The 26,875-nt window shown below is 65.9% G+C and carries 25 protein-coding genes; 15 read left to right on the top strand and 10 right to left on the bottom strand.

The features are described from left to right. The 13 genes from GF399_10115 to GF399_10055 all read left to right on the top strand — a co-directional run. Nucleotides 1-1,491 (top strand): T9SS type A sorting domain-containing protein (locus GF399_10115; protein ID MBD3400671.1); only part of this gene is annotated, 1,491 nt, incomplete at its 5' end. Between the two features lie 271 nt (nt 1,492-1,762). Beyond that, the gene (locus GF399_10110; GenBank protein ID MBD3400670.1) at nt 1,763-2,983 is read left to right on the top strand and encodes an acetate/propionate family kinase; all 1,221 of its coding nucleotides are present in this window, start codon (nt 1,763-1,765) and stop codon (nt 2,981-2,983) included. A gap of 24 nt (nt 2,984-3,007) precedes the next feature. Beyond that, nucleotides 3,008-3,202 (top strand): 50S ribosomal protein L32, encoded by a 195-nt coding sequence (rpmF, locus tag GF399_10105; GenBank protein MBD3400669.1) that lies wholly within the window; start codon nt 3,008-3,010, stop codon nt 3,200-3,202. 71 nt (nt 3,203-3,273) lie between these two features. Then, nucleotides 3,274-4,296 carry a phosphate acyltransferase PlsX gene (plsX, locus tag GF399_10100; GenBank protein MBD3400668.1) on the top strand — a complete coding sequence of 341 codons (1,023 nt, stop codon included), beginning with the start codon at nt 3,274-3,276 and terminating at the stop codon, nt 4,294-4,296. A 350-nt stretch (nt 4,297-4,646) separates the two neighbouring features. Continuing rightward, on the top strand, nt 4,647-5,630 hold the full coding sequence (gene fabH / locus GF399_10095) for a beta-ketoacyl-ACP synthase III (GenBank protein ID MBD3400667.1): 984 nt from the start codon (nt 4,647-4,649) through the stop codon (nt 5,628-5,630). A gap of 173 nt (nt 5,631-5,803) precedes the next feature. Further along, the gene (locus GF399_10090) at nt 5,804-6,412 is read left to right on the top strand and encodes a hypothetical protein (GenBank protein ID MBD3400666.1); all 609 of its coding nucleotides are present in this window, start codon (nt 5,804-5,806) and stop codon (nt 6,410-6,412) included. Nucleotides 6,413-6,434: 22 nt separating this feature from the next. Further along, entirely contained in the window at nt 6,435-7,370 is a 936-nt protein-coding gene (fabD, locus tag GF399_10085) for an ACP S-malonyltransferase (protein MBD3400665.1), read from the top strand. Between the two features lie 23 nt (nt 7,371-7,393). Further along, entirely contained in the window at nt 7,394-9,010 is a 1,617-nt protein-coding gene (locus tag GF399_10080; protein MBD3400664.1) for a hypothetical protein, read from the top strand. Between the two features lie 108 nt (nt 9,011-9,118). Next, nucleotides 9,119-10,321: a hypothetical protein gene (locus GF399_10075; protein ID MBD3400663.1), complete on the top strand. Its 1,203-nt coding sequence runs from the start codon at nt 9,119-9,121 to the stop codon at nt 10,319-10,321. Nucleotides 10,322-10,413: 92 nt separating this feature from the next. Then, nucleotides 10,414-11,022: a hypothetical protein gene (locus GF399_10070; protein ID MBD3400662.1), complete on the top strand. Its 609-nt coding sequence runs from the start codon at nt 10,414-10,416 to the stop codon at nt 11,020-11,022. Nucleotides 11,023-11,040: 18 nt separating this feature from the next. Beyond that, nucleotides 11,041-11,913: a hypothetical protein gene (locus GF399_10065; protein ID MBD3400661.1), complete on the top strand. Its 873-nt coding sequence runs from the start codon at nt 11,041-11,043 to the stop codon at nt 11,911-11,913. A gap of 12 nt (nt 11,914-11,925) precedes the next feature. Beyond that, nucleotides 11,926-12,720 (top strand): hypothetical protein, encoded by a 795-nt coding sequence (locus tag GF399_10060; protein MBD3400660.1) that lies wholly within the window; start codon nt 11,926-11,928, stop codon nt 12,718-12,720. Between the two features lie 236 nt (nt 12,721-12,956). Then, nucleotides 12,957-13,847 carry a hypothetical protein gene (locus GF399_10055; GenBank protein MBD3400659.1) on the top strand — a complete coding sequence of 297 codons (891 nt, stop codon included), beginning with the start codon at nt 12,957-12,959 and terminating at the stop codon, nt 13,845-13,847. Between the two features lie 425 nt (nt 13,848-14,272). Here the strand turns inward: GF399_10055 and GF399_10050 are convergent, their stop codons facing one another. Further along, nucleotides 14,273-14,512 carry a hypothetical protein gene (locus GF399_10050; protein MBD3400658.1) on the bottom strand — a complete coding sequence of 80 codons (240 nt, stop codon included), beginning with the start codon at nt 14,510-14,512 and terminating at the stop codon, nt 14,273-14,275. A 153-nt stretch (nt 14,513-14,665) separates the two neighbouring features. On the opposite strand from GF399_10050, the gene GF399_10045 reads away from it, so the two are divergent. After that, entirely contained in the window at nt 14,666-15,550 is an 885-nt protein-coding gene (locus GF399_10045; protein ID MBD3400657.1) for a hypothetical protein, read from the top strand. Nucleotides 15,551-15,639: 89 nt separating this feature from the next. Here GF399_10045 and GF399_10040 read toward each other — a convergent pair whose 3' ends face one another. From GF399_10040 to metG, 9 genes are all read right to left on the bottom strand, one after another. Next, the gene (locus GF399_10040; GenBank protein MBD3400656.1) at nt 15,640-16,269 is read right to left on the bottom strand and encodes a hypothetical protein; all 630 of its coding nucleotides are present in this window, start codon (nt 16,267-16,269) and stop codon (nt 15,640-15,642) included. A gap of 5 nt (nt 16,270-16,274) precedes the next feature. Beyond that, entirely contained in the window at nt 16,275-16,856 is a 582-nt protein-coding gene (locus tag GF399_10035; GenBank protein MBD3400655.1) for a hypothetical protein, read from the bottom strand. Nucleotides 16,857-16,876: 20 nt separating this feature from the next. Then, a complete protein-coding gene (locus GF399_10030) occupies nt 16,877-18,469 on the bottom strand; it encodes a radical SAM protein (protein MBD3400654.1) in 1,593 nt (530 codons plus the stop codon). Nucleotides 18,470-18,487: 18 nt separating this feature from the next. After that, the gene (locus tag GF399_10025; protein MBD3400653.1) at nt 18,488-18,874 is read right to left on the bottom strand and encodes a CoA-binding protein; all 387 of its coding nucleotides are present in this window, start codon (nt 18,872-18,874) and stop codon (nt 18,488-18,490) included. A gap of 275 nt (nt 18,875-19,149) precedes the next feature. Beyond that, the gene (locus GF399_10020) at nt 19,150-20,109 is read right to left on the bottom strand and encodes a hypothetical protein (GenBank protein MBD3400652.1); all 960 of its coding nucleotides are present in this window, start codon (nt 20,107-20,109) and stop codon (nt 19,150-19,152) included. Beyond that, nucleotides 20,075-20,758, bottom strand: a complete 684-nt coding sequence (locus GF399_10015; GenBank protein ID MBD3400651.1) for a phosphatidate cytidylyltransferase — start codon at nt 20,756-20,758, stop codon at nt 20,075-20,077. The genes GF399_10020 and GF399_10015 overlap by 35 nt, the downstream gene beginning before the upstream one ends. A 29-nt stretch (nt 20,759-20,787) precedes the next feature. Continuing rightward, nucleotides 20,788-21,492, bottom strand: coding sequence for a hypothetical protein (locus GF399_10010; protein MBD3400650.1), 705 nt, complete (start codon nt 21,490-21,492; stop codon nt 20,788-20,790). After that, on the bottom strand, nt 21,489-22,499 hold the full coding sequence (ilvC, locus tag GF399_10005) for a ketol-acid reductoisomerase (GenBank protein MBD3400649.1): 1,011 nt from the start codon (nt 22,497-22,499) through the stop codon (nt 21,489-21,491). The genes GF399_10010 and ilvC overlap by 4 nt, the downstream gene beginning before the upstream one ends. A 205-nt stretch (nt 22,500-22,704) precedes the next feature. After that, nucleotides 22,705-24,789: a methionine--tRNA ligase gene (gene metG / locus GF399_10000; GenBank protein MBD3400648.1), complete on the bottom strand. Its 2,085-nt coding sequence runs from the start codon at nt 24,787-24,789 to the stop codon at nt 22,705-22,707. 371 nt (nt 24,790-25,160) lie between these two features. Here metG and GF399_09995 point away from each other — a divergent pair. Next, nucleotides 25,161-26,875: CinA family nicotinamide mononucleotide deamidase-related protein (locus GF399_09995; protein MBD3400647.1), on the top strand; the 1,715-nt coding region annotated here is incomplete at its 3' end.

Genomic DNA, 26,875 nt, shown 5'->3' with positions numbered 1-26,875 from the left:
CGAACAATCGTCATTGTGGTTGCGCTGCTCGCCGTAACCGTCGGGGCTCACAACTGGGCCACGCCGGACAGGCTGCTCGATGAACCGACCAACGAGTTCATCTCCTACAACACCCGTACCAGCGCCGTCGTCAAGGACGGCGTGCTGCACTACGTCTACTACGCCGATGATACTCCGGGCAGTTTTTACAACCGGGATGTCTACTACACTGCCTATGAGCTGGATAGCGGCGTCTGGAGCGAACCCGTCAACCTCTCCGACGCTCCGGGCCAGTCCCATCTGCCCGTCCTCGTCGTCGAGGACGACGGTGATATCAACGTCTTCTGGTACGATACGATGGTCAACGACAACTTCGATTTGTACTGGAACCGTTACGACGCCGCCGCCGATCAGTGGCGCGGCGCCGAACCCATCTCCCAGGATTCCGGCCGCTGGAACGTTCACCCGGTGGCCGCCATGGACAGCGCCGGCGTAGTCCATCTGTTCTGGGTCGAGGGTAACTACTACAGCGGCTGGATCGACAGCTTCGAGATATTCTACACCACCGTCGTCGACGGCCAACTGGGGGCCATCGAGCAGCTGACCGACGTGGGTTCGCATAACCGCTTTGGACTGTCGCTGCTGATTGACCGCTTCGACGGGTTGCACCTGAGTTGGAGCGACGATCGCAACGCACGTAACGGCTGGTCCGTCTACTACCGTCACAAGCCGGCCGACGGCGACTGGGGATCAGAGGTGATCATCGACGACGGCCAATCCTGCGACCTGGAGATCTACCGCGATAATCTGTTCCTGGCCTACAACAAGGCCGTCGAACCCAGCGATCACTACCAGACCTTCTATACGGTCAAACCGCTCAGCGCGCCCGACGACCAATGGGGCAGCCGTTTCCTGATGACCGGGAACGACACCAAGTCGCGGCTGGGCAATCTCGAGCCCTCCTACAACGGCATGCGCCTCATCTGGTTGGATCACCTCGACGAATACCACGCCCTGTACGAATCCCGCATCGGCCCCTACAACTTCTCGCGTCCCGAGCGGCTGACCGACCAGGACGGTTACTACTCGTCGGTCGTCCTGGCCTCCGACGGCAACCAGAATCTCTACCAGTTCTACCACTATACCCCGGACCTGGACAGCGATCGTGACATCTTCTTCCGCATCGACGCCAACCCCCGCGATCCGCAGTTCGATCACCCGGAAGTCCCGCCCGGCTCCGACGCCGGCGTCGGGGTGCAAAACCTGCGGGTCAATCCCTCGCCCGTGCGCAACGACGCCGTGATCAGTCTGGAGCTGGCCGCGGCCGATGAGGTCGAGCTGGCGGTCTACGACCTGGCCGGACGACGTGTGAGAACCCTGCAACGCGGTCCCCTGGCCGCCGGCCGCCACGAGATCGCCCTGGACACCGCCGGGATGACCACCGGCCTCTATCTGTTGCGTGTCAAGACCGGGGTCGGCGAGGAGCTCGAGCGTTTCGTCATCGAACGCTGACCCCCCGCGTCCGCGGATGCGAACGAGCCTGGTGAGGGCGGCCCAATGGGCCGCCCTCGCTTGACTTGCCATGGGCGCTGTGCTAGGCTATCGCACCGGCGAATATCTAAAATCAGCCGCAGCGAACGAAAACCGCGAACGAAAACCGCAGACGAAAACCGCGGACGAAAACTGCGGACTAACCCGCGGATTTAACAGCGGATGAAAACAGTACCGCATATTTATTATATGTTCGACTAACCGGGGTTACAGGCGAGGGGAGACCGAGAAGATGAACATCCTGGTGCTCAATTGCGGCAGCTCGTCGGTCAAGTTCCAGTTGCTGGAGATGACCAAGGAGCAGGTGATGGCCAAGGGGCTCGTCGAGCGTATCGGCGCCGGTCAGGCCCGGATCAAGTACAAGACCGGAACGGATAAGATCGTCCGCGAGCCGGCGGAAATCACCGACCACACCACGGCCATCGACTACATCATCAGAATGTTGACCGCCTCCGAGCAACAGGTCATCGAATCGACCGACGACATCGATGCCGTCGGCCACCGCGTCGTCCACGGCGGCGAGAGCTTCGCCGGCAGCATGCTCATCGACGATGAGGTCTACGCCAAGCTCCAGGAGTGCATCCCGCTGGCCCCGCTGCACAACCCCGCCAACATCAAGGGTATCGACGCCGTCGGCGAGCTGATGCCCACGGTGGACCAGGCCGGCGTCTTCGATACGGCCTTCCACCAGAGCATGCCGCGGACCAGCTACCTCTACGCCCTGCCGCTGTGGGTCTACGAGCGTTACGGGGTGCGGCGCTACGGCTTCCACGGCACCAGCCACCGTTACGTGGCCGCTCGCTGCGCCGAACTCGAGGGCCGGGATCCCGCCGGGCTCAAGATCATCACCTGCCACCTGGGCAACGGGGCCTCCGTGGCCGCCGTCGACGGCGGGATAAGCCTGGACACCTCGATGGGCTTCACTCCCCTCGAGGGCCTGGTGATGGGCAGCCGCTGCGGTGACATCGATCCGGCGATCCCCCTGTTCTTACAGCGCGAGGAAAACCTCTCCGCCGAAGAGGTCGACAGCCTGCTCAACCGCCAGTCCGGGGTCAAGGGGCTCTCCGAGGGCGAGTTCATCGACATGCGTGACATCGAGGACCGCTACTTCGAAAAAGACCCGCGCTGCACCGAGATCCTCGAGATCTACTGCTACCGCATCCGCAAGTACATCGGCGCCTACGCCGCCGCCATGGGTGGACTTGACGCCGTTGTTTTCACCGCCGGCGTCGGCGAAAATTCACCCATCACCCGCAAACTGGTCTGCGATCCCCTGGGTTTTCTGGGTCTGGAGCTCGACGACGAAGCCAACGACGCCGCCGCCCCGGGCAGCGGCTTCGAGGGCCGGGTGACCGCCGCCGACAGCCGCGTGGGCGTCTGGGTGATTCCGACCAACGAAGAACTCGTCATCGCCCGGGACACCAAGGAACTGGTCGAAAAGCAACGTCGGTAAACAATCCGGCGCGAAGGAGTCAACATGGCAGTACCGAAAAGAAGGAAGTCCCGCTCCAAAAGGGACATGCGCAAGGCCCACTGGGTACGCAGCCTGGCGGTGCCCCAGCTCACCTCCTGTCCCAACTGCGGCGAGGCCAAGCTGCCCCACCGCATCTGCGCCGCCTGCGGTTACTACAAGGGCCGCCAGATCATCATCCCCGTCAAGCAGGAAGAGTAACCGTCAAACACCCACGACCGGTCGGCGCGTGAGTCTCTCCGCCCACCGGTCGCCCTATACCGCGGAACGCCGTGCCCGAACCCCCCCATCAGCAGGCAACTCCACCCATCGCCCTCGACGTGATGGGCGGCGACGACGCCCCCCGCTCGACCGTATCCGGAGCCATCCTGGCGCGGCGCAACGGCGTCGGCGAACTGATCCTCGTCGGTGACGACACGGCGGTCGCCGCGGAACTGCGCCGTCAGGGACAGCACCCCGACGACTGGAATATCGAGCCCGCTGCCGAGCTGGTGGACATGCACGAGTCGCCGACCTACGCCCTCAAGCGCAAGCGCGACGCCTCGATCGCCGTGGCCACCCGCCTCGTCAAGCGCGGCGCCGCCGGAGCCGTGGTCTCCTGCGGCTCCACCGGCGCCCAGGTCGCCAGCTCGATCCTCCATCTGGGACGCCTGGCCGGCGTCGAACGCCCCGCCATCGGCGTGGCCTTCCCCGGTACTCACGGTTGGGGCGTCTTGATCGACGCCGGAGCCAACGCCCAGAACCGACCCAGCCACCTCGTCGGCTTCGCCGTGATGGGCGCCCTATACCTCGAGCTGGTCTTCGGCGTCCAGCAGCCCCGCGTCGGGTTGATCTCCATCGGCGAGGAGGCCTCCAAGGGCAACGAGATGGTCCGCGAGGCCTACAAACTCCTCGACACCAAACAGGACCTCAACTTCGTCGGCATGGTCGAGGGCCGCGGGGTCTACACCGGCGGAGCCGACGTCCTGGTCTGCGATGGCTTCGTCGGCAACATCCTGTTAAAATTCAGCGAATCCGCCTCGCGCTGGGTCTTCCACCACCTGCGCCAGGGCATGAACAAGCGGCCCCTGGCCCTGCTGGGCGGCCTGCTGATCAAGCCCGCGATCAACCACTTCCGCACCGTGGCCCATCCTTCCTCCATCGGCGGTGCGCCCCTCCTCGGCGTCAACGGCATCAGCATCATCGCCCACGGCTCCTCCGACGCCGAAGCCGTCAAGAACGCCTGCAAGGTCGCCCGCCGGCTGATGGAGGCCGAGATCAACCGCCGGATCAGCGAGCGCATGCAGGCGCCGTAGCCGCGCCAACGCCGGGGAGACCTTTGAGACCCCCCGGAGCTATCGCTGATCCTCGATCATCTTGCGCGAGCCGGAACCGGCACGGTTTTTGCAAAGCCGCACCCCACCGAACGCACAGCGGGTATCGACGTCGCAAAAACCGTGCCGGTTCCGGCGCCGGTGGCTGCGCGACTCGTTGCTGATCGCTTCAAAGGTCTCCCCGCGGCGGTTTCGCCGTCAGCCGTCAGCTTTAGTGTTCGAGCCGCTTGCTTCGTTCAGCGAGTTTTTCCACCCGTCAGTCGCCTATCCTCCGGCCCTCCAGTCATCAGGATAGAGTCGGTCCGAGCACCAGAAACCGGAGAGGTTTTAACATGCCCAACGCCGGGATCACAGGCATCGGTTCCTATCTGCCCGAGAAGGTTCTGACCAACCACGACCTGGAAAAGCTCGTCGAGACCTCGGACGAGTGGATCAAGACCCGCACGGGGATGAGCGAGCGTCACATCGCCGCCGACGACCAGGCGGCCAGCGATCTGTCACTGATCGCCGCCCGCCGGGCCCTGGAAAGCGCCGGTCTGGAGGCCGCGGCCCTTGACGCCATCGTCCTGGCCACGGTCTGTCCGGACTACCTCTTCCCTTCGACGGCCTGCGTGCTGCAGGACAAGCTGGGTGCGGTCAACGCCGGGGGCTTCGACCTTTCGGCGGGCTGCGCCGGTTTCGCCTCGAGCCTGGCCGTGGCCGACGGCCTGATCAAGAGCGGTCAGTGCGAACACGTGCTGGTCGTCGGCGTCGAGGTTCTTTCGCGCGTTACCAACTGGGAGGACCGCGGCACCTGCGTCCTCTTCGGCGACGGCGCCGGCGCCGCCGTGGTCTCCGCCGTCGAGGAGGAGGGAGTGCTGGCCAATTATCTGCGGGCCGACGGCTCCGGCGGCCGTTTCCTCATCCAGCCCGCCGGCGGCTCGGCCAATCCGGCCACCCACGAGACCGTCGAGCGCAAGATGCACTACATTCATATGTCCGGCGGCGACGTTTTCAAGGCGGCGGTCAGGGCGATGGTCGAGGCGGCGCTCAACGTGCTGGAGCAGGCCGGTTACAAGCCCGAGGATCTCGACCTCCTCGTGCCGCACCAGGCCAACATCCGCATCATCGAGGGCGTGCGCAAGCGCTTGAAGGTTCCCAAGGAGCGGGCCTTCGTCAATATCGAGCGCCAGGCCAACACCTCGGCGGCCACCATTCCGATCTGTTTGGACGAGGCCTACCGCAACGGGCGACTCAAACGCGGCGATCTGGTCTGCACGACGACCTTCGGCGCCGGTTTCACCTGGGCCGGCAACCTGTTGCGCTGGATTATCTAACACGATAGTAACCGCGTCCGGACGGCCGAGATCCGTCCGGACGTGTTGCATTTTTAACGGAGCCCGCGGCAAGGCCTTATCAACGGTTCCCAGGAGCCGGGGGGATATGCGATAATGAACCGGCGGGGTTTTTCCAGCGTAGCAGCTTCGTCACCCCAACAGGGAGCGCCTAGATGCAGCGCCTGATCCCGATCCTTCTCGCTCTCCTCACGCCTCTCGCCGCCGGGGCCGTGGAGCCGGTTCCCGAAGCCCCGGCCAGCAATCTCGGCATCCACCTGGGTCTCGGGGTGGGCTATCTGGAGACCATCTCCGACACCCTGCCTACCGGCGCCGAGGAATCCTCGGCCCTGGGTCGCTTCGAGGTCGGGCTGTCCTACGCCGGTATCATCGGGGCCAAGTTCCAAATCGACATCTCGGCCTTCGAGTGGGCCGTCGAGGAGGACCGCGATATACCCGTCGGCCACTATCTGTTCAGCGCCGACCTTTACACCACCATCGATCTAGCCGAGCGTTGGCGCCTGCGTCCCGCCCTGGGATACACCTTCTCCTCCAGTCTGCTCGACTCCCTGGGTACGGGCTTCGAGGACGCCCACGGCCTCCACGCCCAGCTGGCCGGCGAGTTTCGCATCAAGGAGATCATCTGGGTCGGTGTCGGCGTGGGATACCATTTCACCGGCGAGTACCCGACGATCAGCGTCGATGATCCCGATATCGACGTCCCCGGCAGTGTCGACGCCCAGCATTTCGAGGTTTACGCCCAAGTTATCTTCAACCTGGAGTGATTGCTAAGGAGTGATTGCTAAGATGAAACCCGCCGCCTTATTTCCCGGTCAGGGGTCCCAGGCCGTCGGGATGGGCCGCGAACTCTATGACGCCCTGCCCGCAGCACGTGAGGTCATCGACGAGGCCGACGAGGTTCTGGGCTTCCGGCTCAGCGAGTTGATGTTCAACGGGCCGGCCGAGGAGCTCACGGCCACCGAAAACGCCCAGCCGGCAATCTACACCGTCAGCTGCGCCGCCTGGCGCTGCCTGACCGAGCGCCTGCCGAAGCTGGAGTGGAGCTGCGCCGCCGGTCACTCTCTGGGCGAATACTCGGCCTACGCCGCCGCCGGGACCTTCAGTTTCGCCGACGGCCTGCGGCTGGTACGACGCCGGGGCGAGCTGATCCGCGACGCCGCCCGGGAGAACCCGGGGACGATGGCCGCCCTGATCGGCCTCGACGAAGCCGCGGTGCGCGAGCTGCTGCCCCGGGTGGAGGACGCCGGCCGTCTCGAACTGGCCACGGTCAACTCCCCCAAACAGATCGTCGTCGCCGGCGAGCGGGCGGCCCTGGAAGCCCTGGTGCCCGTCGCCAAGGAGGCCGGCGCCCGCCGCGCCGTGGTCCTCGACGTCAGCGGCCCCTTCCACACCTCGCTGATATCCGCCGCCGCCGAGGGGCTGGCCGAGGTGCTGGAGAGCTTCGACCTGAGCGAGCCCGGCTTTCCCGTGCCGACCAACGTCGACGGCGAGCCCGCCGACGGCGTCGCCGCCATCAAGCGCACCCTGGCCCGCCAGGTCTGCGAACCGGTGCGTTGGCTCGACGACGCCCGCTGGCTGGAGCGGCGCGGCGTGAAGCTGGCCGTCGAATTCGGCCACGGCAAAGTCGTCGCCGGCTTGATGAAGCGCTCGGCCAAGGGACTCAAGGTTCTGGGCGTCGGCGCTCCGGCGGATCTGGATGCCGCCGCCGAACGGCTGGGCTGAGCGACGACCTCGTTGAAGGTTTGATGGAGCTGGATTTCTTCAGTCGGGAGAACCGCGGCCCCCGCTGGGTCATAGCGGCCCTGGTGTTGCTCTGGGGCGTCTGGGCCCTGCTCAACTACAACCTCAACGAAGACGCCTTCATCTCCCTGCGCTACGTGGAGAATCTGGTCCAGGGCGAGGGGCTGGTCTATAATCCGGGCGTTCGCGACGAGGCCTACTCCAACCTGCTCTGGATCCTGCTGTTGGCCGTCCCGGCGCTGTTCGGCGTTCCACCGGAGGTCGCCGCGGCGGGCCTGGGCGTCCTCTGCGGCGCCGGGGTGCTTTACGTCGCCTGGCTGATAGCCCGGCGCGCCCTGCCGGAGCGGCGCTGGGCGCCCCTGGCGGCCCCGCTGATGCTGGCACTCTGGTATCCCCTGCTGGGCTGGTCCGGCTCGGGACTGGAAACCCCGCTCTACACCCTGCTGCTGACCCTGGCCGCCTACTGTCACCTGCGGCGGGAGCCGACGCGCTTTCCCTGGACGGGACTGTTCCTCGCAGCGGCGGCGCTGACCCGGCCCGAGGGCGCGGCTTTCATCGTCGTCTTCGCCGTCCACCACCTGCTGTACCGCAAACGGGGCTCGGGAACGGGATCGGACTGGCGCGACCTGACGACGGCCCTGGTCCTGGTTGCGGCCCAGTTCCTGTTCCGCCGGTTCTACTACGGCCTCTGGCTGCCCCTGCCGGCCTATGTCAAGGCCGGCGGCAGCCTGCAACAACTGCGCCAAGGTTTGGGTTACCTCGTTTTCGCCTTTTGGCCGACGGCGCTGCTGCTGCCTGGTCTGGCAGCCCTCTGGGCGGCGATCAAGCGCCTGAGGCGTCCCCTGGTCGGGCTGGCCGTCCTCGTCACGGCCGCCCAGGCCGGCTTCATTTTTTACGCCGGCGGCGACTACATGGGGGCGGCCCGTTTTCTGGTCCCCGCGGTGCCCCTGCTGATGACGGCCGCCGTGCTGGGTCTCGATGCAGCGGCCGGGCGGGTTCGGCGACCATGGTTGCGCCGGTTGAGCTTCTGGGGACCCGCGGCCCTCTTCGTCGCCTGGAGCCTGGCGGCCGCTCTGCCGGCCTACGAGTGGCGACTGGGCGCCGATCCGGCCGGGCTCCACAACAATGTCAAACGCTTCAGCGCCGAATGGCTGGCCGCCGCCCTGCCGCCCGAGGCCACTCTGGCCTGCGGCTCCGCCGGTGCCCTGCCCTATTACAGCGGCCTGGTCAACTACGATTTCGCCGGCCTGGCCGACGCCGAAGCCGCCCTGCACGGCGAGCGGCGTCGCGAGGGACCGGCCGGCCATCACCTGGCCTACCCGGAGCTGATCGCAGAGCGCAAACCCTGGGTGATCGTTATCAACCCCAACGCCTGCCGGGCCGAGCAGCTAGGCGCCTGGCTGACGGGCGAGACGGCGGCACCGGGCCTCGAGCTGGATGAACTCAGCCACCCCAACCGGGCCGTGCTGACGAGTCCGGTTCTGGCCGCCGACTACCGCCCGCTGTTCGCCGAGGTCGCCGACGGCTGGTATCTGAGTCTTTACGCCAGGCGGGGAGCGGCTGAAGAGCGGCTGACAGCCGCCGGGGCCTGCCCCCTGGCTCCCGGAATCGGCCGACCGTGACGGTAAGCCCCTATCGCAGTTGAAGTTGCCCGTTGACAGATAATAGCGCCTTTGCTAGACTGGCCTACATATTCTCGCTAAGCGTCTGCAAAGGGCGAAAGGAGCGACATGACCGGCGTTGTGAGATCGACCACCCTGGTGCTGCTGGCGTTGATGATTCTGTCCGGCGCCGCGACCGCCCAGGACGGCGTCGAGTATCTCTACCCCCTCGTCGATCTGCCACCGGCTCCGCCGACCATGGTCGAGGCCGAGGATCAACCCGACGACTCCGGAGAACAGGTCAACCTCTCCTGGACACTCTCCCTCGACGACCCCCGGATCGGTCAGGGCCGCAATAACGTCGTGGCCTACCACATCCTGCGCAAGGCGGCCGACGAGGAAGAAACGGAGTACCAGCTCATCGACCAGGTCGAGGCCGGCGTCAACCGCTACGCCGACGTTACCTGCGAGCCGGACACCGCCTATCTGTACCGCATCGGCTCCTCCAACGGCTCCTCGATCCGCTACTCCAATCCGTCCAACGAGGTCGTCTCCGCCTCGCACTTCTTCCACTCCCAGCGCTGGAACACCCTGATCGGCACCCTGATCATCTCGGGACTGATCGTGTTCTTCATCTACAGCGCCCGCAAGGGGAAGGAGCTGTTCATCCGGCGCATCGCCGGCCTGGACGCCGTCGAGGAGGCCCTGGGACGCGCCACGGAGATGGGCAAGCCGATCCTCTACGTCTCCGGTCTGTCGACGATGTCCGACGTGGCGACGATCGCCTCGGTCAATATCCTTGGGCAGGTGGCGCGCAAGGCGGCCATCTACGAGATCCGGCTGATCGTCCCCTGCTACGACCCCATCGTCATGGCCGTCGAGCGCGAGGTCGTCAAGGAGGCCTACCTCGACGTCGGCCGTCCCGACGCCTACAACGCCAACGACATCTACTTCGTCACCCAGTCGCAGTTCGCCTACGCCGCCGCCGTCAACGGCATCATGCTGCGCGAGAAACCGGCGACCAACTTCTACATGGGGATGTTCTTCGCCGAGTCGCTGATCCTGGCGGAGACCGGCGCCGCCACCGGCGCCATCCAGATCGCCGGCACCGACGCCGTCGTGCAGATCCCCTTCTTCATCACCGCCTGCGACTACTGTATCATGGGCGAGGAGCTGTACGCCGCCAGCGCCTACATGAGCCGTGAGCCCCTGTTGCTGGGCAGCCTCAAGGGCCAGGACTGGGCCAAGTTCATCGTCGGCGCCCTGATCCTGGTCGGCGTGGCCACCAGCTTCTTCACCACCTGGTTCGCCAGCCTGTTCACCGTCGGCTAACGACGGTTTCCTCCTGTCATTTTCATACCCCATTGCCTCGCCGTCGACTGCTTGACCAGCGTAGCTTGAAGGGCAGCTTGAAGGAGAGATAGATGCGAAGGCAGATTCCCCTCATTATCGTCTTTGTCGTCGGTATCTTCGGCGCGTTGAGCTACTTCATCATGGAGCCGGTGATTCAGGGGCTGCGTGATCAGTTGCTCACCTGGCTGCGTTTGATCGGGGCCTTCGCCCTGGGGCTGGGTATCGCCAGCTTCCTGCGCAACCACGGCCGCAAGATGACCCGTCAGGTTCCCGGCTGGGGCTTCAACGCCGTCGCCATCGCCAGCTTTTTGGTGATGGCCGTCGTGGGCATCGGCGCCGGCATCGAAGAGGGCACCCTGTTCCGCAGGCTCTTCGATTACGCCCAGGTGCCCATGGAAGCCACCATGTTCAGCCTGCTGGCCTTCTACATCGCCTCGGCCTCCTTCCGCGCCTTCCGCGCCCGCTCCAAGGAGGCCACGCTGCTGTTGGTCTCTGCCGTGATCGTCATGCTCGGTCGCGTCCTCGACGCCGACTGGCTCTCCGGCATCACCGAGTGGATCCTGGAGATCCCCAACGGCGCCGCCCAGCGCGGTATCATCATCGGCGTCGGTATGGGGATGATCGCCACCGCGTTGAAGATCATCCTCGGCATCGAGCGTTCCTACCTCGGCAACGAATAAGCACCGGAGGAGAAGACGATGAAGAAGCTGTTGGAAAAGCTCCTAGTCCTCGACCGCCGGTGGATCTTTCTGATCATCGGGTTGGTGGTGATCCTGGCCTTCGTTTTCGATTTCCCCATCTCCATCGGCATCACCAAACCGGTTCAGGACTTTTACGACATCATCAGTCAGGCCGAAGAGGACGAACCGATCCTGGTCTCCTTCGACCTGGGGCCCAGCACCCTGCCCGAGCTCGAACCGATGCTCCACGCCGTCATCCGCCACGCCCTGCTCGAGGGCAAGAAGGTCATCGGCGTGGCCATGTTGATCCAGGCCCCGGGTATCGCCGAGCGCATCCTCGTCGACGTCACCGAGTCACTCAACGAGGAATTCAAGGACCAGGGCCTCGAACGGCGGATCCGCATGGGCGAGGACTGGGTCTTCCTCGGTTTCCGCGCCGGGGCGTCCGCCGTGATCCTCGGCCTGGGCGAAGAGGTGCGCAACGTCTTCCCCACCGACTACTACGGCACCCACCTCAACGAACTGCCGATGATGGACGACGTGCATAACTTCGACGACATGTCCGCCGTCGTCACCATCTCCGGCACCCAGTACCCGGAGCTGTGGGTCATGTACGCCGGCGGTCCCTACGGTATCCCCGTTCTCGTCGGCGTCACCGCCGTTATGGCGCCCAACTACTACGCCTACCTGCAGACCGGCCAGATGTCCGGCATGCTCGGCGGGCTCAAGGGCGCCAGCGAGTACGAACGCCTGATGGACTTCGACGGCATGGCCACCAAGGGAATGGTCGCTCAGCTGTGGGTCCACATCGCCATCGTGACCTTCATCCTGCTCGGGAACATCGCCTACTTCCTGACCCGGAAGAAGAAGAAACTCAACATCAACCGCTAGGAGGGGGGGAAAATGGATATTTCCACCGACATCTGGGTCTGGGTAGCGGCAATCCTCACCCTGTTCGTCTACTCGTTCCTCTATAAAGACAACCCCCTCTACAAGTTCGCAGAACACGCGATGGGCGGGTTGGGCGTCGGTTACTGGACCTCGGTGCTCTTCTACAACGTCATCATACCCGACTTCTGGGAACCGCTGACCATCTCGATCAGCAAGATTACGATGAGCGCCGCCGACTTCAACAGCTACCTGGCCGAAAGAGGCGTCAGCCAGCTGCCCCAGGTCATGCAGAACTTCTCACCCGGCGCAGCCATCGTCCTGGTCCTGTTGCCGGCGATTATCGGGCTACTGCTCTTCTTCCGCTACATCCCCAAAATCGCCTGGATCAGCCGCTTCAGCCTGGCCTTCTACCTCGGCGCCGCTTCCGGTATCTCCATTCCCAACACCTTCCAGACCCGCATCCTGGGTCAGCTCCGCGGAACGATCGTCGAGGACACCGCCTCGGGGGCCGTAGTACCGTTGTTCTCCATCGACGCTTGGCGGGACTTCTTCGCCGCACCGGGGATCGGTACCTTCTTCGACGCCATCAGCGGACCCCTGTTCATTGTGGGGGTGATCTGCACCCTGTCCTACTTCTTCTTCTCCAAGGAGCACAAGGGCGTACTGGGCGGCATGGCCAAGATCGGCATCTGGTTCCTGATGATCGGCTTCGGCGCCAGCTTCGGTTACACGGTCATGGGCCGTGTCTCCCTGCTGATCGGCCGCGTGCAGTTCCTGCTCACCGATTGGCTCGGGGTCGTTGGATAGGTGGGATAGGTGGATCGACTACGGTAACGTCGAGCGGTGCCGGACCGGCGGTGCTGGACCGGATGACTATGCATCATCAGTATCCGGCCGAGCTGGAAACCTGCCGGTCGCAATGACCGGCGACCGAAGAGCGCTTCCCCTCCAGCGCAGAATGGTTTTCCCCAGGGTCGGCCCCGCGGCCGACCCTGGGCGATATGCTCCCCCTCCCCTATCGTTACCCACGTCGATGAGCTGCGATGGCTGAGCAGACAATCTTCGAGCGCTTCCTGACGATCAACCGCCGCTGGATCTTCCTCGTCCTCGGCCTGGTGGTCGTCATCGCCCTGCTGCTGCCGCCCAGCGCCGACGTCCGCGTCACCACCCCCGTCATCCGCTTCTACCAGGTCATCGAGACCTCGGACCCCGCCAAACCCCTGATCATCGCCGTCGATACCCCGCCCTCCGGCCTGCCCGAACTCGAGCCGATGATCGTCGGCATCCTCCAGCACTGCTTCAAGCGCTCCCAGCCCGTCATTTTGCTGGCCCTGCAGATGGAGGGCGTCTCGATCGCCGAGCGCCTCGTCGAGCAGGTACAAAGCGAATACAACGCCCGGGCCGCCGAGCGCGGCGACACCCGACGGATCAAAATGGGTGAAGATTGGGCCCTGCTGGGTTACCGCGCCGGCTTCAGCGCCGTGATCCTCGGCCTGGGCGACGACGTCCGCGCCGTCTTCCCCACCGATCTCTACGGCAACTACCTCGATGAAATGCCCCTTTTCGACGATTATCACAACTACGCCGACACCGCCGCCGTCGTCGATATCTCCTGGTCCTCCACCCCGGAGCTGTGGGTCCAGTTCGCCGGCGGACCCTTCGGAGTGCCGATCCTCGTGGGTTGCACCGCCGTCAGCGCACCCCAGTACTACGCCTACCTGCAAACCGACCAAATGTCCGGGCTGCTGGGCGGGCTGAAGGGGGCCGCCGAGTATGAGAAGCTGATCAACGAACCCGCCAGCGCCACCCGGGGGATGGTCGCCCAGACCGGCGCCCACCTGCTGATCGTCATCCTGATCGTCCTCGGCAACATCGCCTACTTCGCCATCGAGCTGCGCAAGCGCCGCGAGAAGAAGAAGCACCAACCGCACTAACTCGGCGCTCCGCTGACGTGACGGTTATGCTCGACCGCCGGGAAGGCTTCCCGGCGGTCGAATGCTTATCACGGATTGCCTAAGCAATCGTCTGTGACCAACTTCCAGACTATTACCAGCAGCTTCGTTACGACCGCTGAAAAACAGCCGCCGCTACAGCCCGTGAGCTCTCGCCACGCAAAGGACGAACCGGCCGGAACTGGCACGGTTTTTGCTTCTCGGTGACCGTTACGCAGAAGTATAACGGTCCACCTCCGCAAAAACCGTGCCAGTTCCGGCCGGCGCTGCTGCTCAAGGGCGCCGGGACGGCTGGCGGCTGTTTTTCTCAGCGGTCGGGTGGGTATCAAGCCGCCGTCGACGGTAGAATGGCATTCAAGACTCTCATGGACCATTGCGCCGGGAGGGGATACCGCTGGTTCGAATCGCTAACTGGGCTGATAGTCGATTTCACCGGCGACGGTTTCGTCGGTTGCTTTTACGGTGAAGAGGAGCAGTCCAGAATGGTTGTTGTTGTACTTTGACAGCGGCAGAAGCTCCCCGAGGAGATTAACGGCGTCCGACGGTGGAGCGCACAGCTCCGGGTCGTTGGAGCCGGTTTGGCAACCTTGTCTCCCCCTCAAGCCCGGCACAATAATAGTCAATGTGACCGGCTCGCTCTCTTCCAACGGCCTTTCGATGAATATGTTATAGGTATTTGCAGGTCTATCGCCGTTACCTGATCCTTAAACAAACTGTCCACGGGGGAGCTCGCAGGAGTATAATTTCTTTCTCTCGTCAGCGCCGTTTTGAACAGGGCGGCCTGCGGCTCGGAGGGTTAAGTGAAGAACCATGATCCGTTGGGTGGTTTGTCTTCCCGGTTGTTGAGCATCGACCGTCGCTGGCTGTACCTGTTGATCTTCGTGGTTGTGATCATCGCGTTGGCCGGCGGCTTCGAGGTGGATATCGGTGTAACACCGCCGACGATGAGTTATTATCGGGCCATTGATGCCCTGCCCGCCGGAGCGGCTATGCTGTTGTCGATGGACATCGACGGCAGCACCCTACCGGAGTTGGAGCCCATGCTGCGCGCCACCATCCGGCACGCCTTCGAGCGCGGCGTGCGGGTAATCGGCCTGGCTTTGTTGATGGAGGGGGTTTCCATCGGCGAGCGTTTATTGATCGAGGCCGCCGCGGAGCTGAACGATGAATACGCTGAAGAAGGCGGCGAGCGGCGCATCACGATGGGCGAGGACTGGGTTTATTTGGGCTACCGGGCGGGCAACGAGGCGGTGCTGCTGGGCCTCGGTACCGAGATTCGCCATGTCTTCTGTCGGGATTTCTACGGCTTTGATCTCGACAGCTATCCGTTGATGCTTGACATCCACAACTACGACGATCTGGGGCTGATTTCGACGGTCTCGGGCACTAATTGGCCCGAGTACTGGGTGGCCTTCGCCGGGACCCCTTTCAACATCCCGATACTGGTGGGCTGCACCGCGGTCAGCGCCCCCCAGTACTACGCCTTTCTGCAGACGGGTCAGATGGCGGGCCTGCTGGGCGGGTTGAAGGGCGCGGCCGAATATGAGCGGCTGATCAACCGTCCGGGCTTGGCCGGCCGGGCGATGGCCGCCCAGTTGGCCGTCCACGTGTTGATCGTCATGTTGATTATGCTGGGCAATGTTGTCTTTATCTGCGAACGTTTGCGACGCCGCAGGCTTCTTTAAGCTGGTGTGTGACCAGGGAAACCGTACTAGAGCAGAATCGGGCCGTCCCCGGGGGGACGGCCCGATTTCCTGGAATCCGTTTAAGCTGATCAGCTCCGCGGTTCGAGCCCGCGCAGGCTGTCGGCCAGGGTGCGAACCCGCAGCTTGAGCAGGAACCAGTCGTGCTCGGGGGCCTGAAAGTGAATGCGCACCAGCCGGTCGTTCCAATCGATGACCTGCAGGAGAAGATTGTACGGTCCGCGATCGGCTGAGAAGCCGCCTTCGAGATAGTAGGCAGCGTGTCCGGCGATTTGTTGCTCCTCGCCGCGGAAGGTTCGATAATCGGGCAGCTCGTCGAGGTAGAGCTCCTCGGCTGCGGCGGCGGATTCTTGCGGCGTCTTGCCGTCGGCGGGCATGATTTCGATGAACAGGCGGGCGTCGGCGGGGCCGTTGTAGGCGCCGACGGCGGTCATCTTATCTGTGTACTCCGGCTGGTCGATATCCCAGAAGTCGCGGTCCACGGTCAGCGCCAGGCCTTCGCTCTCGATAAACAGGGGCCAGGGGTTGGCCGGGGAGAAGGTCAGCGGACCCTCCGGAGTCTCCGGCTGTGCGGGCTGTTGGCCGGAGCCGGCGGGCGGGTGTTCCGTTTCAGTGGTCGGTTCGGCGCTGTCGTCGGCGCAGCCCGTTGGCAGCAGGGCGGCAAGGGACAAAGCAAGGGCGGAGTGAGCGAGCAAGCGCACGGTAATCAATCCTCCCGGACCACGAGAAAGCCGTTCAGGGCGCTCATCAGCTCCGCCGCGGTAGCGTCCCAGTGCGCTGCGGGAGCGAAGGCGCTGACATCGTACTCCCGGCCGCCGCCGTAGACGCTGACCGTGTAGAGTCGCATCGGCGTTTCGCCGCGCTCGGCCAGGAACTCGAAATAATAGGCCGGATTGCCGCCCAGTTGGCGGCGGCCCTGGTCGAGAACCTCGAGACCGGGCAGCGCCTCGCGTTTGGCGGCGATGATCTCGTCGGCCCGCCCGGCGATCAGCTCGATGTCCTCGCCGGCGGAGGCCACATAGGTTTCGACCTGCAGGACGGCCCGGCTGCCGGGGAGCTTCCAGGCCCGGATGTCCCCCAGCGTGCCCGTGCCCGGAGTATCGGGCAGGGGCTCCCAGTCGGCCACGGGCAGGGCGTAGCCCTGGTAGTCGGCGTAGACCATCTGTGGGCCCAGCTCCGGCGGAGCGACGGTCCGTCCCTCGTAGCGCTCGGCCCCGTCGCAACCCACGAGGGGGAGCAGGCTGAGCAAGGCGGCGACCAAAATGGTCTGTAGGGGAGAGTGCTGCATGGCCACGGCTACGGTCGGCGTTAGGAGGTGCCCACGCAGGTCACCTGGCCGCCGTCCTCCTTATATAACAGGGGGCAACCGCCGCCGCACAGCGGGAACTGGGTGCAGCGTCGGCATTCCGCGGGCGCCCACTCCCGCTTGCGCAGGTTGACGGCCAGCGGGTTGTTCCAGACGGCGTCCCAGCCGTCGGTCAGCAGATTGCCCAGGGACTCGAAGTAGCTCTGACAGGGCAGTACCGCGCCGTCGGGCTCGACGGCCAGGTTGTAGCGGGCGGCGGAACAGGTCTTGATACCCACGCCGAGCTCGACGGGATCGAAATCCTCGTAGCGCGTCGGCGTGTACCAGAGGAAGTTGAGCCCCAGTCGGGTGGCGGTCTCGAAGAAGGTCTCGACGTGGGGCTGCAGCTCGGCCTCGGTCAGGGCCTCGGGGTTGTGAACGCCGCCGCCGGCGTGGATCATTCCGTTGGCCGCCACCTGGGGCAGGCCGAGCCCAGCCAGGAACTCGACGGTCTGCTCCAGACCGTCGACGTTGCGCTTGGTCAAGGTGGTGTTGGTCAGCACGTAGAGGGGTAGCTCGAGGGCGTTGCGCACACCCTGGACCGTCTGTTTCCAGGCGCCCTCGACGCCGACCATCGCGTCGTGAACCGCCTCGTCGTGGCTCTCCAGGGTGATCTGGACATGATCCAGTCCGGCCTCGACCAGACCGGCCAGGTAGTCCTCGTCGGCCAGCTTGCGACCGTTGGTCAGCAGGCCGGTCACCAGGCCCAGGTCCTCGGCGTACTCGATCAGCCCGCGCAGGTGGGGGTGCAGAGTGGCCTCGCCGCCGGTGAAGGTGACGTGGGGCACGCCGACCTCCCAGAGGATGTCCATCACCCGGCGCCAGTCGGCGGGCTCCATGCTGATCTTGCCCTTGTGATCCTCGGCGACGTAGCAGTGGGCACAGGTGTTGTCGCAGGCGTAGGTCAGCACCAGGTCCACCCGGTAGGGGGCGAAGGTCTCCACGCTGAAAGGCTCGGTGCGCTCCAGATCCAGGTAGGTCACCGGACAGACGTCGGCGCCCGTGGCCATCTCGGTGATGATGCGGGCGATGCGGTCGTAGTCCGCCGCGGCGACCTTGCGCGGCACCCGGTAGCGGTTGGTTATCTCGCGCACGGCCTCAGCCTTGTCCCGCTCCTCGACGATCAGCTTGGCGTACTCGGCCGCCGTATGGTTCAGGTGGATGATCTTGGCGGCGTTGATCACCAGGGTGCCGTTGCCCGAGGGCTCGATGCGCAGGTGGACGCGGTAACCGGCGAAGGCGTCGCCGGAGCGCAAGTGATAGATCCCCGGCTCGAGGGGCTCGGGTTCGGTAAAGATGTCCTCGAGCAGCGGCTGGTGCGCCGCATGGTTCGGATCGGCCATCTGTCGCCTGCGCCTTGCCGCCAGGACGCCGAACAGCAGGGCCGCCAGCAGGCTCAAGGCCCCCAGTCCGACGAAGAACCACTGCTCCAGACCACCGTCACCTGCCACGAGGCGCTGCGGGGTGAAGTCCACCGTCAAGCCGACGACGATCAGAGCCGCGCCGACGACGGCCAGGATGAGCACCAGGAGATAATCCTTGTTGATCCGCGCCATGAGTTATTCTCCGCTCGTTTAGACGGTTACCAGGGCGCAGCGGCCGTGAACGACGGCGGCGCCGGCACCCTCGGCCAGGGTGATCGCCTCCGGCGAAGACGCCCCCGGCTGCATCCAGATACTGTTGATCCCGCGGTCCAGGGCTCGTCGGACCATCTTCGTCGTCACCTCCGGCGGCGTGATAAAGATCGCCGCCGCGGGCTCGACGGGCAGGGCGTCGAAGTCCGGGTAACACTTGTGGCTGCCGATCAGCTCGCAGTTGGGGTTGACGGCGTAGACCTCGTAGCCGGCGCGCTCGAGGTGGTAGAAGACCTTGTAACCGTACTTGCGTGGGCTGCGGCTGGCGCCGACGACGGCTATCCGTCGGGCGTTCTTGAAGGTCTCGATGGCGTCTTTGAGGATCATCTTCTTCCCATTGTGTGGATGAGCCGGTTAGCCGATGCGGGACATGATCGTCCGCTGGGCCGCCCCGGAGACCCCCGACGGAGTAACCATGCGACTGCGATTGAATGCGCCGGCCGGCCTGCCGGAACTGGCACGGTTTTTGCATCTCGGCGCCCGTGCGAGCGGCGGAGCGGTTGCGCCTCCGCAAAAACCGTGCCAGTTCCGGCAGGCGTTTCCCGGTGTTGCCGTGGCGCTCGGGTCAGGGTCTCCGGGGCTAGGTCGTACGCCGGCGTCTTCTAGACCCCGCGCAGCAGGCGACCGGCGAGTTCCGGGGGCAGCTCGGCCTTGAGGATGCGCTCGGCGGCGGTTTCGGCGTCGTATTCGGTTCGGTGCAGGCGGATCTTCATTTCGCGCAGGTTGTCAGCGAACTTGAAGCTGGCGAAGCTGCTGCGGTGGTTGTTGTCCCGGGGCTGACCGACGCTGCCGACGTTGACGATGTAGCGGCGGAACAGGCTGGGGACGATGTCGGTCTCGGTGACGACCTCGATGTAGCCGTCCTCGTGCTGCTCGAAGAAGACGGGCTGGTGGGTGTGGCCGATGAAGCAGAAGGGCTCTTCGAGAGCGTTGAAGGCCCGCTTGATCTCCTGGCGGTTGAGCAGGTAGTGCCAGCGTTCGGGCTCGTAGGGGCTGGCGTGGACCAGGCGCAGCAGAATGGGCGCTTCGCCGCGACGGGTGGCCGGTTGGCCGTCCTCGGCGATGGTCAGCTCGAGGGGCAGGTTCTGCAGCCAGTCGGTGTTATCGGGGGACAGGTTGCGGCGGGTCCAGATGATGGCCTGGGCGGCGTAGGAGTTGAAGATCAACTCGGCGCCCGGTGAGATGGCGGCGTGGTCGTGGTTGCCCTTGACGGTCAGGTGGGGGGTGGCGTCGAGGTAATCGAGCAGTTCGTTGACTGCGTCGGCGCCGGTTTCCTCGACGGCCCGGGCGGCGGCCTCGCGTTGTTCCCGCTCGCCCTGGGCGTAGCGGATCAGGGCCAGGCATTCGTTGGGCCTGGCGCCGTAGCCGACGACGTCGCCGCCGCAAAAGAGGTGGTCGGCGCCCAGGCGCTTGAGCTCCTCGTAGACCCGGACCAAAGCGTCGACGTTGCCGTGGATGTCGGAGTAGAAGCCGAAGAGCAAGGGCGTCCTCCAGTTGGGCGGCGCTGTGTCGCAGGGCTCTATTGTATCAGAAACCGGGGGCGAGTACGATCCAGCCGTAATAGGCGTAGGCGGTAACCAGGGGCACGATCAGGTTGTCCCAGCCGGCGGGCAGCAGCAGCTCGCCGATGGTGGCCAGGGCGGCCAGGGCCAGGCCGAGCAGCAGGGCCGTCGCCGCCGGCCAGGGGGCCAGTAGCAGACTGACCGCCAGGCAGACGATTACGCTGACGATGAACATCGCCGTGGTGCCGACCAGGGTCTTGTAGCCGATCAGCTTGCGCTTGCCGTACCGATGGCCGAAGACGGCGGCCAGACCGTCACCCCAGCCCATGACGAGGATCGCCGTAACGGCGATGAAGCGCAGATCGACGCCGGTGGTGTTCCACAACCACCAGAAGTGCCAGGTGACCACGGTGAGGCTGATGGCGAAGAAGACGGTGCCCGGGCTTTTGTCACCGGCTTCCATGCCCTCGAACAGGTCGTAGCGCCAGGAGATGAAATTGAGGATCACGAAGCTGGCCGGACCGATGATGGCGAAGTACCAGTCGTGGAACAGGAACATGGCCAGGACGATCCAGTTACTGACGCCGATATGGACGATCTTGCGCGCCGTTTCGCCGGAGATGCGGCCGCGTTTTTGCAGGACGCCGGCCACGCCGAGAACGGCGAAGACGAAGGCGTAGGAGATTGCCAGTCCGATCCACTGGTTCATCGGCGTCCTTTCGGTTTAGCCGTCGCGGTTTATCCGGCGCCGACGGTCAGTATCAGGTAGCCGACGGTCCCGGCGGCCAGGGCCGTGGTCAGGTTGTCCAGCTTGGGCGGCGAGAACAGCTCGACGGCGGTGACTACGATGACGCCGCCCAAGGCCAGCAGAAGTTGCAGGGGTTGCCAGAGGCCGAAGACCCAGAGCGTCAGCAGATAGGCGACGAGGGCGCCTCCGAGGCCGGCCAGGCTGCCGATCCAGGAACGCTTGAAGGGCAGCCGTCCTCGGCCGTAGCGGCGGCCGAAGAAGGCGGCGCAGGCGTCGGTGAAACCGGCGGGCATCATCGCCAGCGCCACCAGGGGCCGTAACTCCCGTCCGGATTCACTCAGCGGCCAGGCCACCAGCACCACGGCGACCAGGCTGACGGTGAAAAACAGGGCCCCCAGGCGCCCCGGTCCCGGGTTGAGAGTCTTGAGGAAACCCCAGCGCAGCACGGCGATGTTCAGGAAGATGAACAGCAGGGGAGCGCTGACGGCCCAGTACCAATCGACGAACAGCCAGGGCGCGGCCAGGGTCCAGCCGGCGGCGGCGACGGCGATCAGGTTGCGGGCCTGGTTGGCGCTGAGTTTGCCGTTGTAGACCACCAGCTCCATCGAGCCCAGCAGGAGGAAGATGGCGGCCATGCTGTAAGAGAAGGAGTATAGTTGGGCGATCGGCGGCACCAGGGGCAGGGTCGGGCTCACTGCTGCTCACCGCCCTCCAGGCCAGGCCAGTTCAGCTTGTCGCGCACCCAGCGTCCGGCCTTTTCGATGGCGGCGTCGGCGTTCAGCAGTTCTTCCCGGCGGCGGGGCCAGTCCTTGCGGCTGGAGATCCAGCGCCAGTCGCGGGCGAACCTGTCGCCTTCTAGCTCCTCCAGCAGCTTGCGCAGCCTTTCCCGCGTTTGCGGGCCGATGACGTGCCGTCCCCGGCTCTGGGCGCCGTAGAGGGCCGTCGGGGAGATCGCCCGACGCAGGGCGGCGGGGCCGCCTTCGTACATCAGGTCGACGAGGAGCTTGAGCTGCATCAAGCACTCGATATAGGCCGAGCGCGGATCGTAACCGGCCTCGACCAGAACCTGCCAGGCGGCTTCGACCAGGGCGGGCACGCCGCCGCAGAGAACGGCCTGCTCGCCGAAGTGGTCGATGACCGTCTCTTCGGCGAAGGTGGTCCAGAACAGCCCGCCCCGGGCGCAGCCCACGGCCCGGGCGTAGCCCAGCAAACGCCGGCGCGCCCGGCCGGAGGCGTCTTGTTCGACGGCCAGGGCAGCCGGCAAACCGTCGCCGGAAACGAATGCCGTTCGCAGGGCCGTCCCCGGACCCTGGGGGGCCAGCAGCAACAGGTCAACGTCGGGGGGCGGCTCCAGCCAGCCCTTGCTGACGGCCAGACCGTGGAGGAACAGCCAGCTCGAGTTAGCGCGTACGTCTGCCAGCAAGCGGGCCGCGGCGGGGATGGCCTCGTCGGCCACGGCCCAGACCAGCAGGTCCGTCTCGGCGGCTGCGCCGGGTTCGACGACGGGGATGCCGTCGGCGGCGGCGAGTTCCCGGCTGGATGAGCCGGGGCGCAGGGCGCAGCGCACCGGACGGCCGCCGTCGCGCAGACAGAGGGCCTGGGCGCGGCCCTGGTTGCCGTAGCCGTAGATGGTCACGAACTCGACGGCCGGCGGCGGGCAGTCGGCTTCGTAGAGAACCTCGGCGTTAGCTGGCTGGTTCATCGTAGTCGGCGGTATAGGTTTTAGTGGGGGGCCGGCTAGGCGTGCTGGGTGTTTCGGCGGGCTGCCTTCGGCGGGCCTCGGCGCCCACTCGCCCCTCCCGCCCCGGCGCCGTCACGCTGCTTGCATTCCGCGGCCGCCCGCGGGGCGTCCGCGGGCAAGCAGCCCGCCGGCGCCTCGTTGCCGCCGTCCGGCGTGGTCGGCGGTTCTAGGAGACCCGGCAGCCCGGCGGCAGGTCGCCGCCGACGGTGACGAGCTCCAGGCGTTTCTTGTCCGGCGTGGAGGCGGCCAGCAGCATACCCTCGCTGACCACGCCCATCAGCTTGGCGGGTTTGAGGTTGGCGACGACGATCACCCGGCGGCCGACGAGGTCGGCGGGGTCGTAATGTTCGGCCAGTCCGGCGACGATCTGCTTGCGAGCGGCGCCGAGGTCGACGACGAGGCGCAGCAGCTTCTTGGCTTTGGGGACGGCTTCGGCCTCGACGACGCGGGCCACGCGCAGGTCGAGTTCGAGGAACTGGTTGAAGTCGACCAGGTTGTCGGCCAGGGGTTCAGCTTCCACATCGGTCTGGGTCTCGGTTGCGGAGCCGGGTTTGGCGCCGAGCTTGCGGCGTTGCTGCTCGACGACCTCCTCGTCCAGCTTGGAGAACAACACCCGGGGTTGGGCGGTTTCGCTGCCGGTGGGGATCAGCTCGCCGGCGGCGTCGGACCAGCTCCAGGAGCGGAAGGTCGCTTCGTCGACGCCCAGCAGGGCGGCCAGGCGGCCGGCGGCGTCGGGGACGAAGGGCTCGCTGACCACGGCCAGGGCGGCCAGGGTCTGGGTCAGGTGGTAGAGGGTGCGGGCGCAAGCCGGCCGGTCGTCCCGGCGGGTCTTCCAGGGCTGTTGGGTGTCGAAGTAGCGGTTGCCGCTGCGGGCGACGTCCATCATCAGCTTGGCGGCCTCGCGGAAGCGGTAGTTGTCGATCGCCGCGCCGATCTGCTCGACCAGCCCGGCGACGATCCGGCGGTGTTCGTCGTCGTCGGCGTCGGCTTCGCCGGCCTCGGGCACCCGGCCGTCGAAGTAGCGCTGGATGAAGACCAGCGTCCGGTTGGCCAGGTTGCCGTAGATGTCGGCCAGTTCGGAGTTGATCCGCTCGGCGAACTCGGCCCAACTGAAGTCGGTGTCCCGGGTCTCGGGCAGGCAGTGGGTCAGGTAGTAACGCAGGTAATCGGCGGGGAAGTCCTCGAGGACATCATCGACCCAGACGGCCCAGTTGCGGCTGGTGGAGAGCTTTTGTCCCTCGATGTTGAGGAACTCGTTGGCGGGCACGTTCTCGGGCGGCACGATCCGCTGTTCCTCGGGCACCAGCTCGTTGTAGGCCAGGATCATCGCCGGGAACATGATGGCGTGGAAGATGATGTTGTCCTTGCCGATGAAGTGGATCAGCCGGGTGTCGTCGTCCAGCCAGAAGTCGCGCCAGCGCTCGGGTTCGCCGAGGCCGGCGGCCCAGTCCTTGGTGTTGGTGATGTAGCCCAGGACGGCCTCGAACCAGACGTAGAGGACTTTCCCCGCGGCGTCGACGGGGGCGGGCACGCCCCAGGACAGATCGCGGGTGATCGGCCGGTCCTTGAGCCCCTCGCGGAACCAGCCCCGGCAATAGTTGAGCACGTTGTCCTTCCAGCCGTGGCGCCGGTGCTGCTCGTCGATCCACTCCTCGAGGCGGGGGGCGATCCGGGACAGCTTGAAGAACCAGTGCTTGGTGGGGCGCAGCTCCGGTTCGCCGCCGCAGATCTTGCAGCGCGGCTCGATGAGGGTCTGGGGATCGATCCAGCGGCCGCAGTCCTCGCACTGGTCGCCCCGGGCCTTGTCGGAACCGCAGTGCGGGCAGACGCCCTCGACGTAGCGGTCGGGCATGTAGCGCTCGCAGCTCGGGCAGTAGAACTGCTCCTCGGTCCGCGGTTCGATGTAGCCGCCCGCATCGAGGACCCGGAAGAACTCCTGCGCCGTCTCGACGTGGGTCGGCGAGGTGGTGCGGCCGTAATAGTCCATCGCGAAGTTCAGGCCCTCGAAGGCCCCTTTCAGCCGGGCGTGGAAGCGATCGACGACGGCCTGGGGCTCGACGCCCTCGGCGTCGGCGGTCAGGGTGATCGGTACGCCGTGCTCGTCGGAGCCGCAGATGTAGACCACGTCGTCACCGCGGCGGTGGTGGTAGCGGACGAAGATGTCGGCGGGCAGGTAGGCCCCGGCCAGATGGCCCACGTGGAGGGGGCCGTTGGCGTAGGGCAGGGCGCTGGTCACCAGGATTTTCTGCACAGCAGGACTCCCGTGGGGAGGGCCGGCGGCGAAGCGTGGGCAACCGCGCGGCGCAGTCGACGTTACTCCATGAGAGGGCTAGTTTAACATAGCCGATGCGACCCCGTCGCCCGCTTGTTAGGCTCTCAGACCCTGTGGTATCATCCGCTGCGGATGTTCAACCTACGCCGGATTCTGCTACCAGCCCTGGTCGCCCTTGTCTACGCCTGCGACGACGTCGATCCCGTCGCCGTCGAGCCGCTGGGCGCCGTCGACGCGCCGCTGATCGTCTATCACCCGCCGCCGCGGCGTGAGCCGGACACTGTGCCCGGCGCGGGGCCGCCGGAGACGTTGATCTACGACGTTCTCGTCGAGCTCCCCGGCGCCGAGGATTGGCTGCTGGGCTCCAGTCGGCTCGAGGGCGGCCCCGGCGGCTGGCGGGCAAGCTACGACCTGTTCAGCGGCGCCGGCTGCGTTACCGTCGTCGACGACGGCGGCGAGCTGTTCTGTCTGGCAGACGACACCTACGGCGGCTTCCGTGCCTATCACGCCCGTCACCGCGCGCCCTCCGACGGACCCAACCCCGCCCAGTGGGCCGCCCTGGTTTGGCGCTGGGACTTGCAGAGCGGCCGCAGCTACCGGCTGCCGGCCCACGACCTGCGCCAGGGGCTGGATTACGACCTCATACTGCACGTCGGCGAGCTCGCCGAGCTGACCACGACCTGGGAGCGGTTGACGGCCCGGCCCGTCGAGGTTCGTCCCCAGGGGTTGATCCTCTGGCTCGACGAGGCGGGCCGCCTGGTCGAGCTGGTCAGCCCCGAGGCCCGCGCCGTGCGCCGTCCAGCCGATCATGCACCGGAGACGCCGTGAAAGCCGCCCTGATCACCATCGGTGACGAACTGCTCTCCGGCGACACCGTGGACACCAACTCGGCCTTCCTCGGTCTGGGGCTGGGCGAGCTGGGAGTCCGCGTCGTCGCCCGCTTCAGTGTACCCGACGAGGCCGCCGCCATCGTCCGGGCTTTGGCAAGGGCGCGATCCGAGGCCGAGCTGGTGATTACCACGGGCGGCCTGGGGCCGACGGCCGACGACATCACCCTGCCGACGGCGGCCCGCTTTTTGGAAGCCGAATTGACCGTCGACCCCGAGCAGGCCCGCCGGGTGCGCGAGGTCTTCGCGCGGCGGGGCATTCGCATGCCCGCCCTCAACGAGAACCAGTTCCTGCGCCTGGTCGGCGGCCGACTGATCTACAACCCCGCCGGTACCGCCCCGGCCCAGCTCTACACCGACGAAAACGGCACCCTCGTCCTGCTACCCGGCGTACCCCGGGAGGTCGTCGAGCTCTGGCGCGTCGGCGTCCGTGACGCCCTGAGCCAACTCGTCGGCGCCGACGTCGTCGGACGCAAGACCACCCTGCGCACCGTCGGCGTTTCCGAAAGCGTTCTGGCCGAGCGCCTGGAGCGCTCCGGTCTGACCACCCGCCTCGACGAGGCCGGCTTCGCTCTGGCCTACCTGCCCGGCCATGGTATAGTAGACTTGCGGCTGACTGCCTTCCTCGCCACCGACGACGCGGCCGCCGCCCGGCGCTTCAGCACTCTGGAGCGCGAGCTGGAGCGCGTCGTCGGCTCCTGTATCTACAACCGCGGTCGCGGCACCCTGACCGAGACCGTCGGCGGGCTGCTGCGCGGCCGATCCCTCACCCTGGCCACCGCCGAGAGCTGCACCGCCGGCAAGCTGGGCAAGTGGCTGACCGACCCGCCGGGCAGCTCCGACTATTACGTCGGCGGGGTGATCGCCTACTCGAACGACGTCAAACAAAAACTCCTCGACGTGCCGGGCGACGTCCTGGCCGAGCACGGCGCCGTCAGCCACCAGACCGCCGCCGCCATGGCCCGCGGCGCCCTCGAACGCCTCGACGCCGACCTGGCCCTCTCGACCACCGGCATCGCCGGTCCCGGTGGGGGAACCACGGATAAACCCGTCGGCACCGTCTACATCGGCCTGGCCCAGCGGGCCGCCAGTTTCGACTCCGACCGGGACCGGCCGGGCCCCTTGTTGAACGAGTGTCAACGCCACCGGCTGCACGATGATCCAACCGGTCACTTCGT

This window comes from Candidatus Coatesbacteria bacterium (assembly GCA_014728225.1).
GTDB lineage: Bacteria > RBG-13-66-14 > RBG-13-66-14 > RBG-13-66-14 > RBG-13-66-14 > WJLX01.
Note: the sequence above shows the minus strand (reverse complement) of the source record. Positions and strands in the feature narration are given on the sequence as shown.

Bases quoted from the DNA above. Each gene is read 5' to 3' on its own strand.
- GF399_10065 (MBD3400661.1), top strand. From the start codon at position 11,041: ATGAAGAAGCTGTTGGAAAAGCTCCTAGTCCTCGACCGCCGGTGGATC.
- GF399_10030 (MBD3400654.1), bottom strand. From the start codon at position 18,469: ATGGCGCGGATCAACAAGGATTATCTCCTGGTGCTCATCCTGGCCGTC.
- fabD (MBD3400665.1), top strand. From the start codon at position 6,435: ATGAAACCCGCCGCCTTATTTCCCGGTCAGGGGTCCCAGGCCGTCGGG.
- GF399_10060 (MBD3400660.1), top strand. From the start codon at position 11,926: ATGGATATTTCCACCGACATCTGGGTCTGGGTAGCGGCAATCCTCACC.
- GF399_10025 (MBD3400653.1), bottom strand. From the start codon at position 18,874: ATGATCCTCAAAGACGCCATCGAGACCTTCAAGAACGCCCGACGGATA.
- GF399_10055 (MBD3400659.1), top strand. From the start codon at position 12,957: ATGGCTGAGCAGACAATCTTCGAGCGCTTCCTGACGATCAACCGCCGC.
- rpmF (MBD3400669.1), top strand. From the start codon at position 3,008: ATGGCAGTACCGAAAAGAAGGAAGTCCCGCTCCAAAAGGGACATGCGC.
- GF399_10090 (MBD3400666.1), top strand. From the start codon at position 5,804: ATGCAGCGCCTGATCCCGATCCTTCTCGCTCTCCTCACGCCTCTCGCC.
- GF399_10110 (MBD3400670.1), top strand. From the start codon at position 1,763: ATGAACATCCTGGTGCTCAATTGCGGCAGCTCGTCGGTCAAGTTCCAG.
- GF399_10035 (MBD3400655.1), bottom strand. From the start codon at position 16,856: ATGCAGCACTCTCCCCTACAGACCATTTTGGTCGCCGCCTTGCTCAGC.
- ilvC (MBD3400649.1), bottom strand. From the start codon at position 22,499: ATGAACCAGCCAGCTAACGCCGAGGTTCTCTACGAAGCCGACTGCCCG.
- GF399_10080 (MBD3400664.1), top strand. From the start codon at position 7,394: ATGGAGCTGGATTTCTTCAGTCGGGAGAACCGCGGCCCCCGCTGGGTC.
- GF399_10070 (MBD3400662.1), top strand. From the start codon at position 10,414: ATGCGAAGGCAGATTCCCCTCATTATCGTCTTTGTCGTCGGTATCTTC.
- GF399_10075 (MBD3400663.1), top strand. From the start codon at position 9,119: ATGACCGGCGTTGTGAGATCGACCACCCTGGTGCTGCTGGCGTTGATG.
- fabH (MBD3400667.1), top strand. From the start codon at position 4,647: ATGCCCAACGCCGGGATCACAGGCATCGGTTCCTATCTGCCCGAGAAG.
- GF399_10015 (MBD3400651.1), bottom strand. From the start codon at position 20,758: ATGAACCAGTGGATCGGACTGGCAATCTCCTACGCCTTCGTCTTCGCC.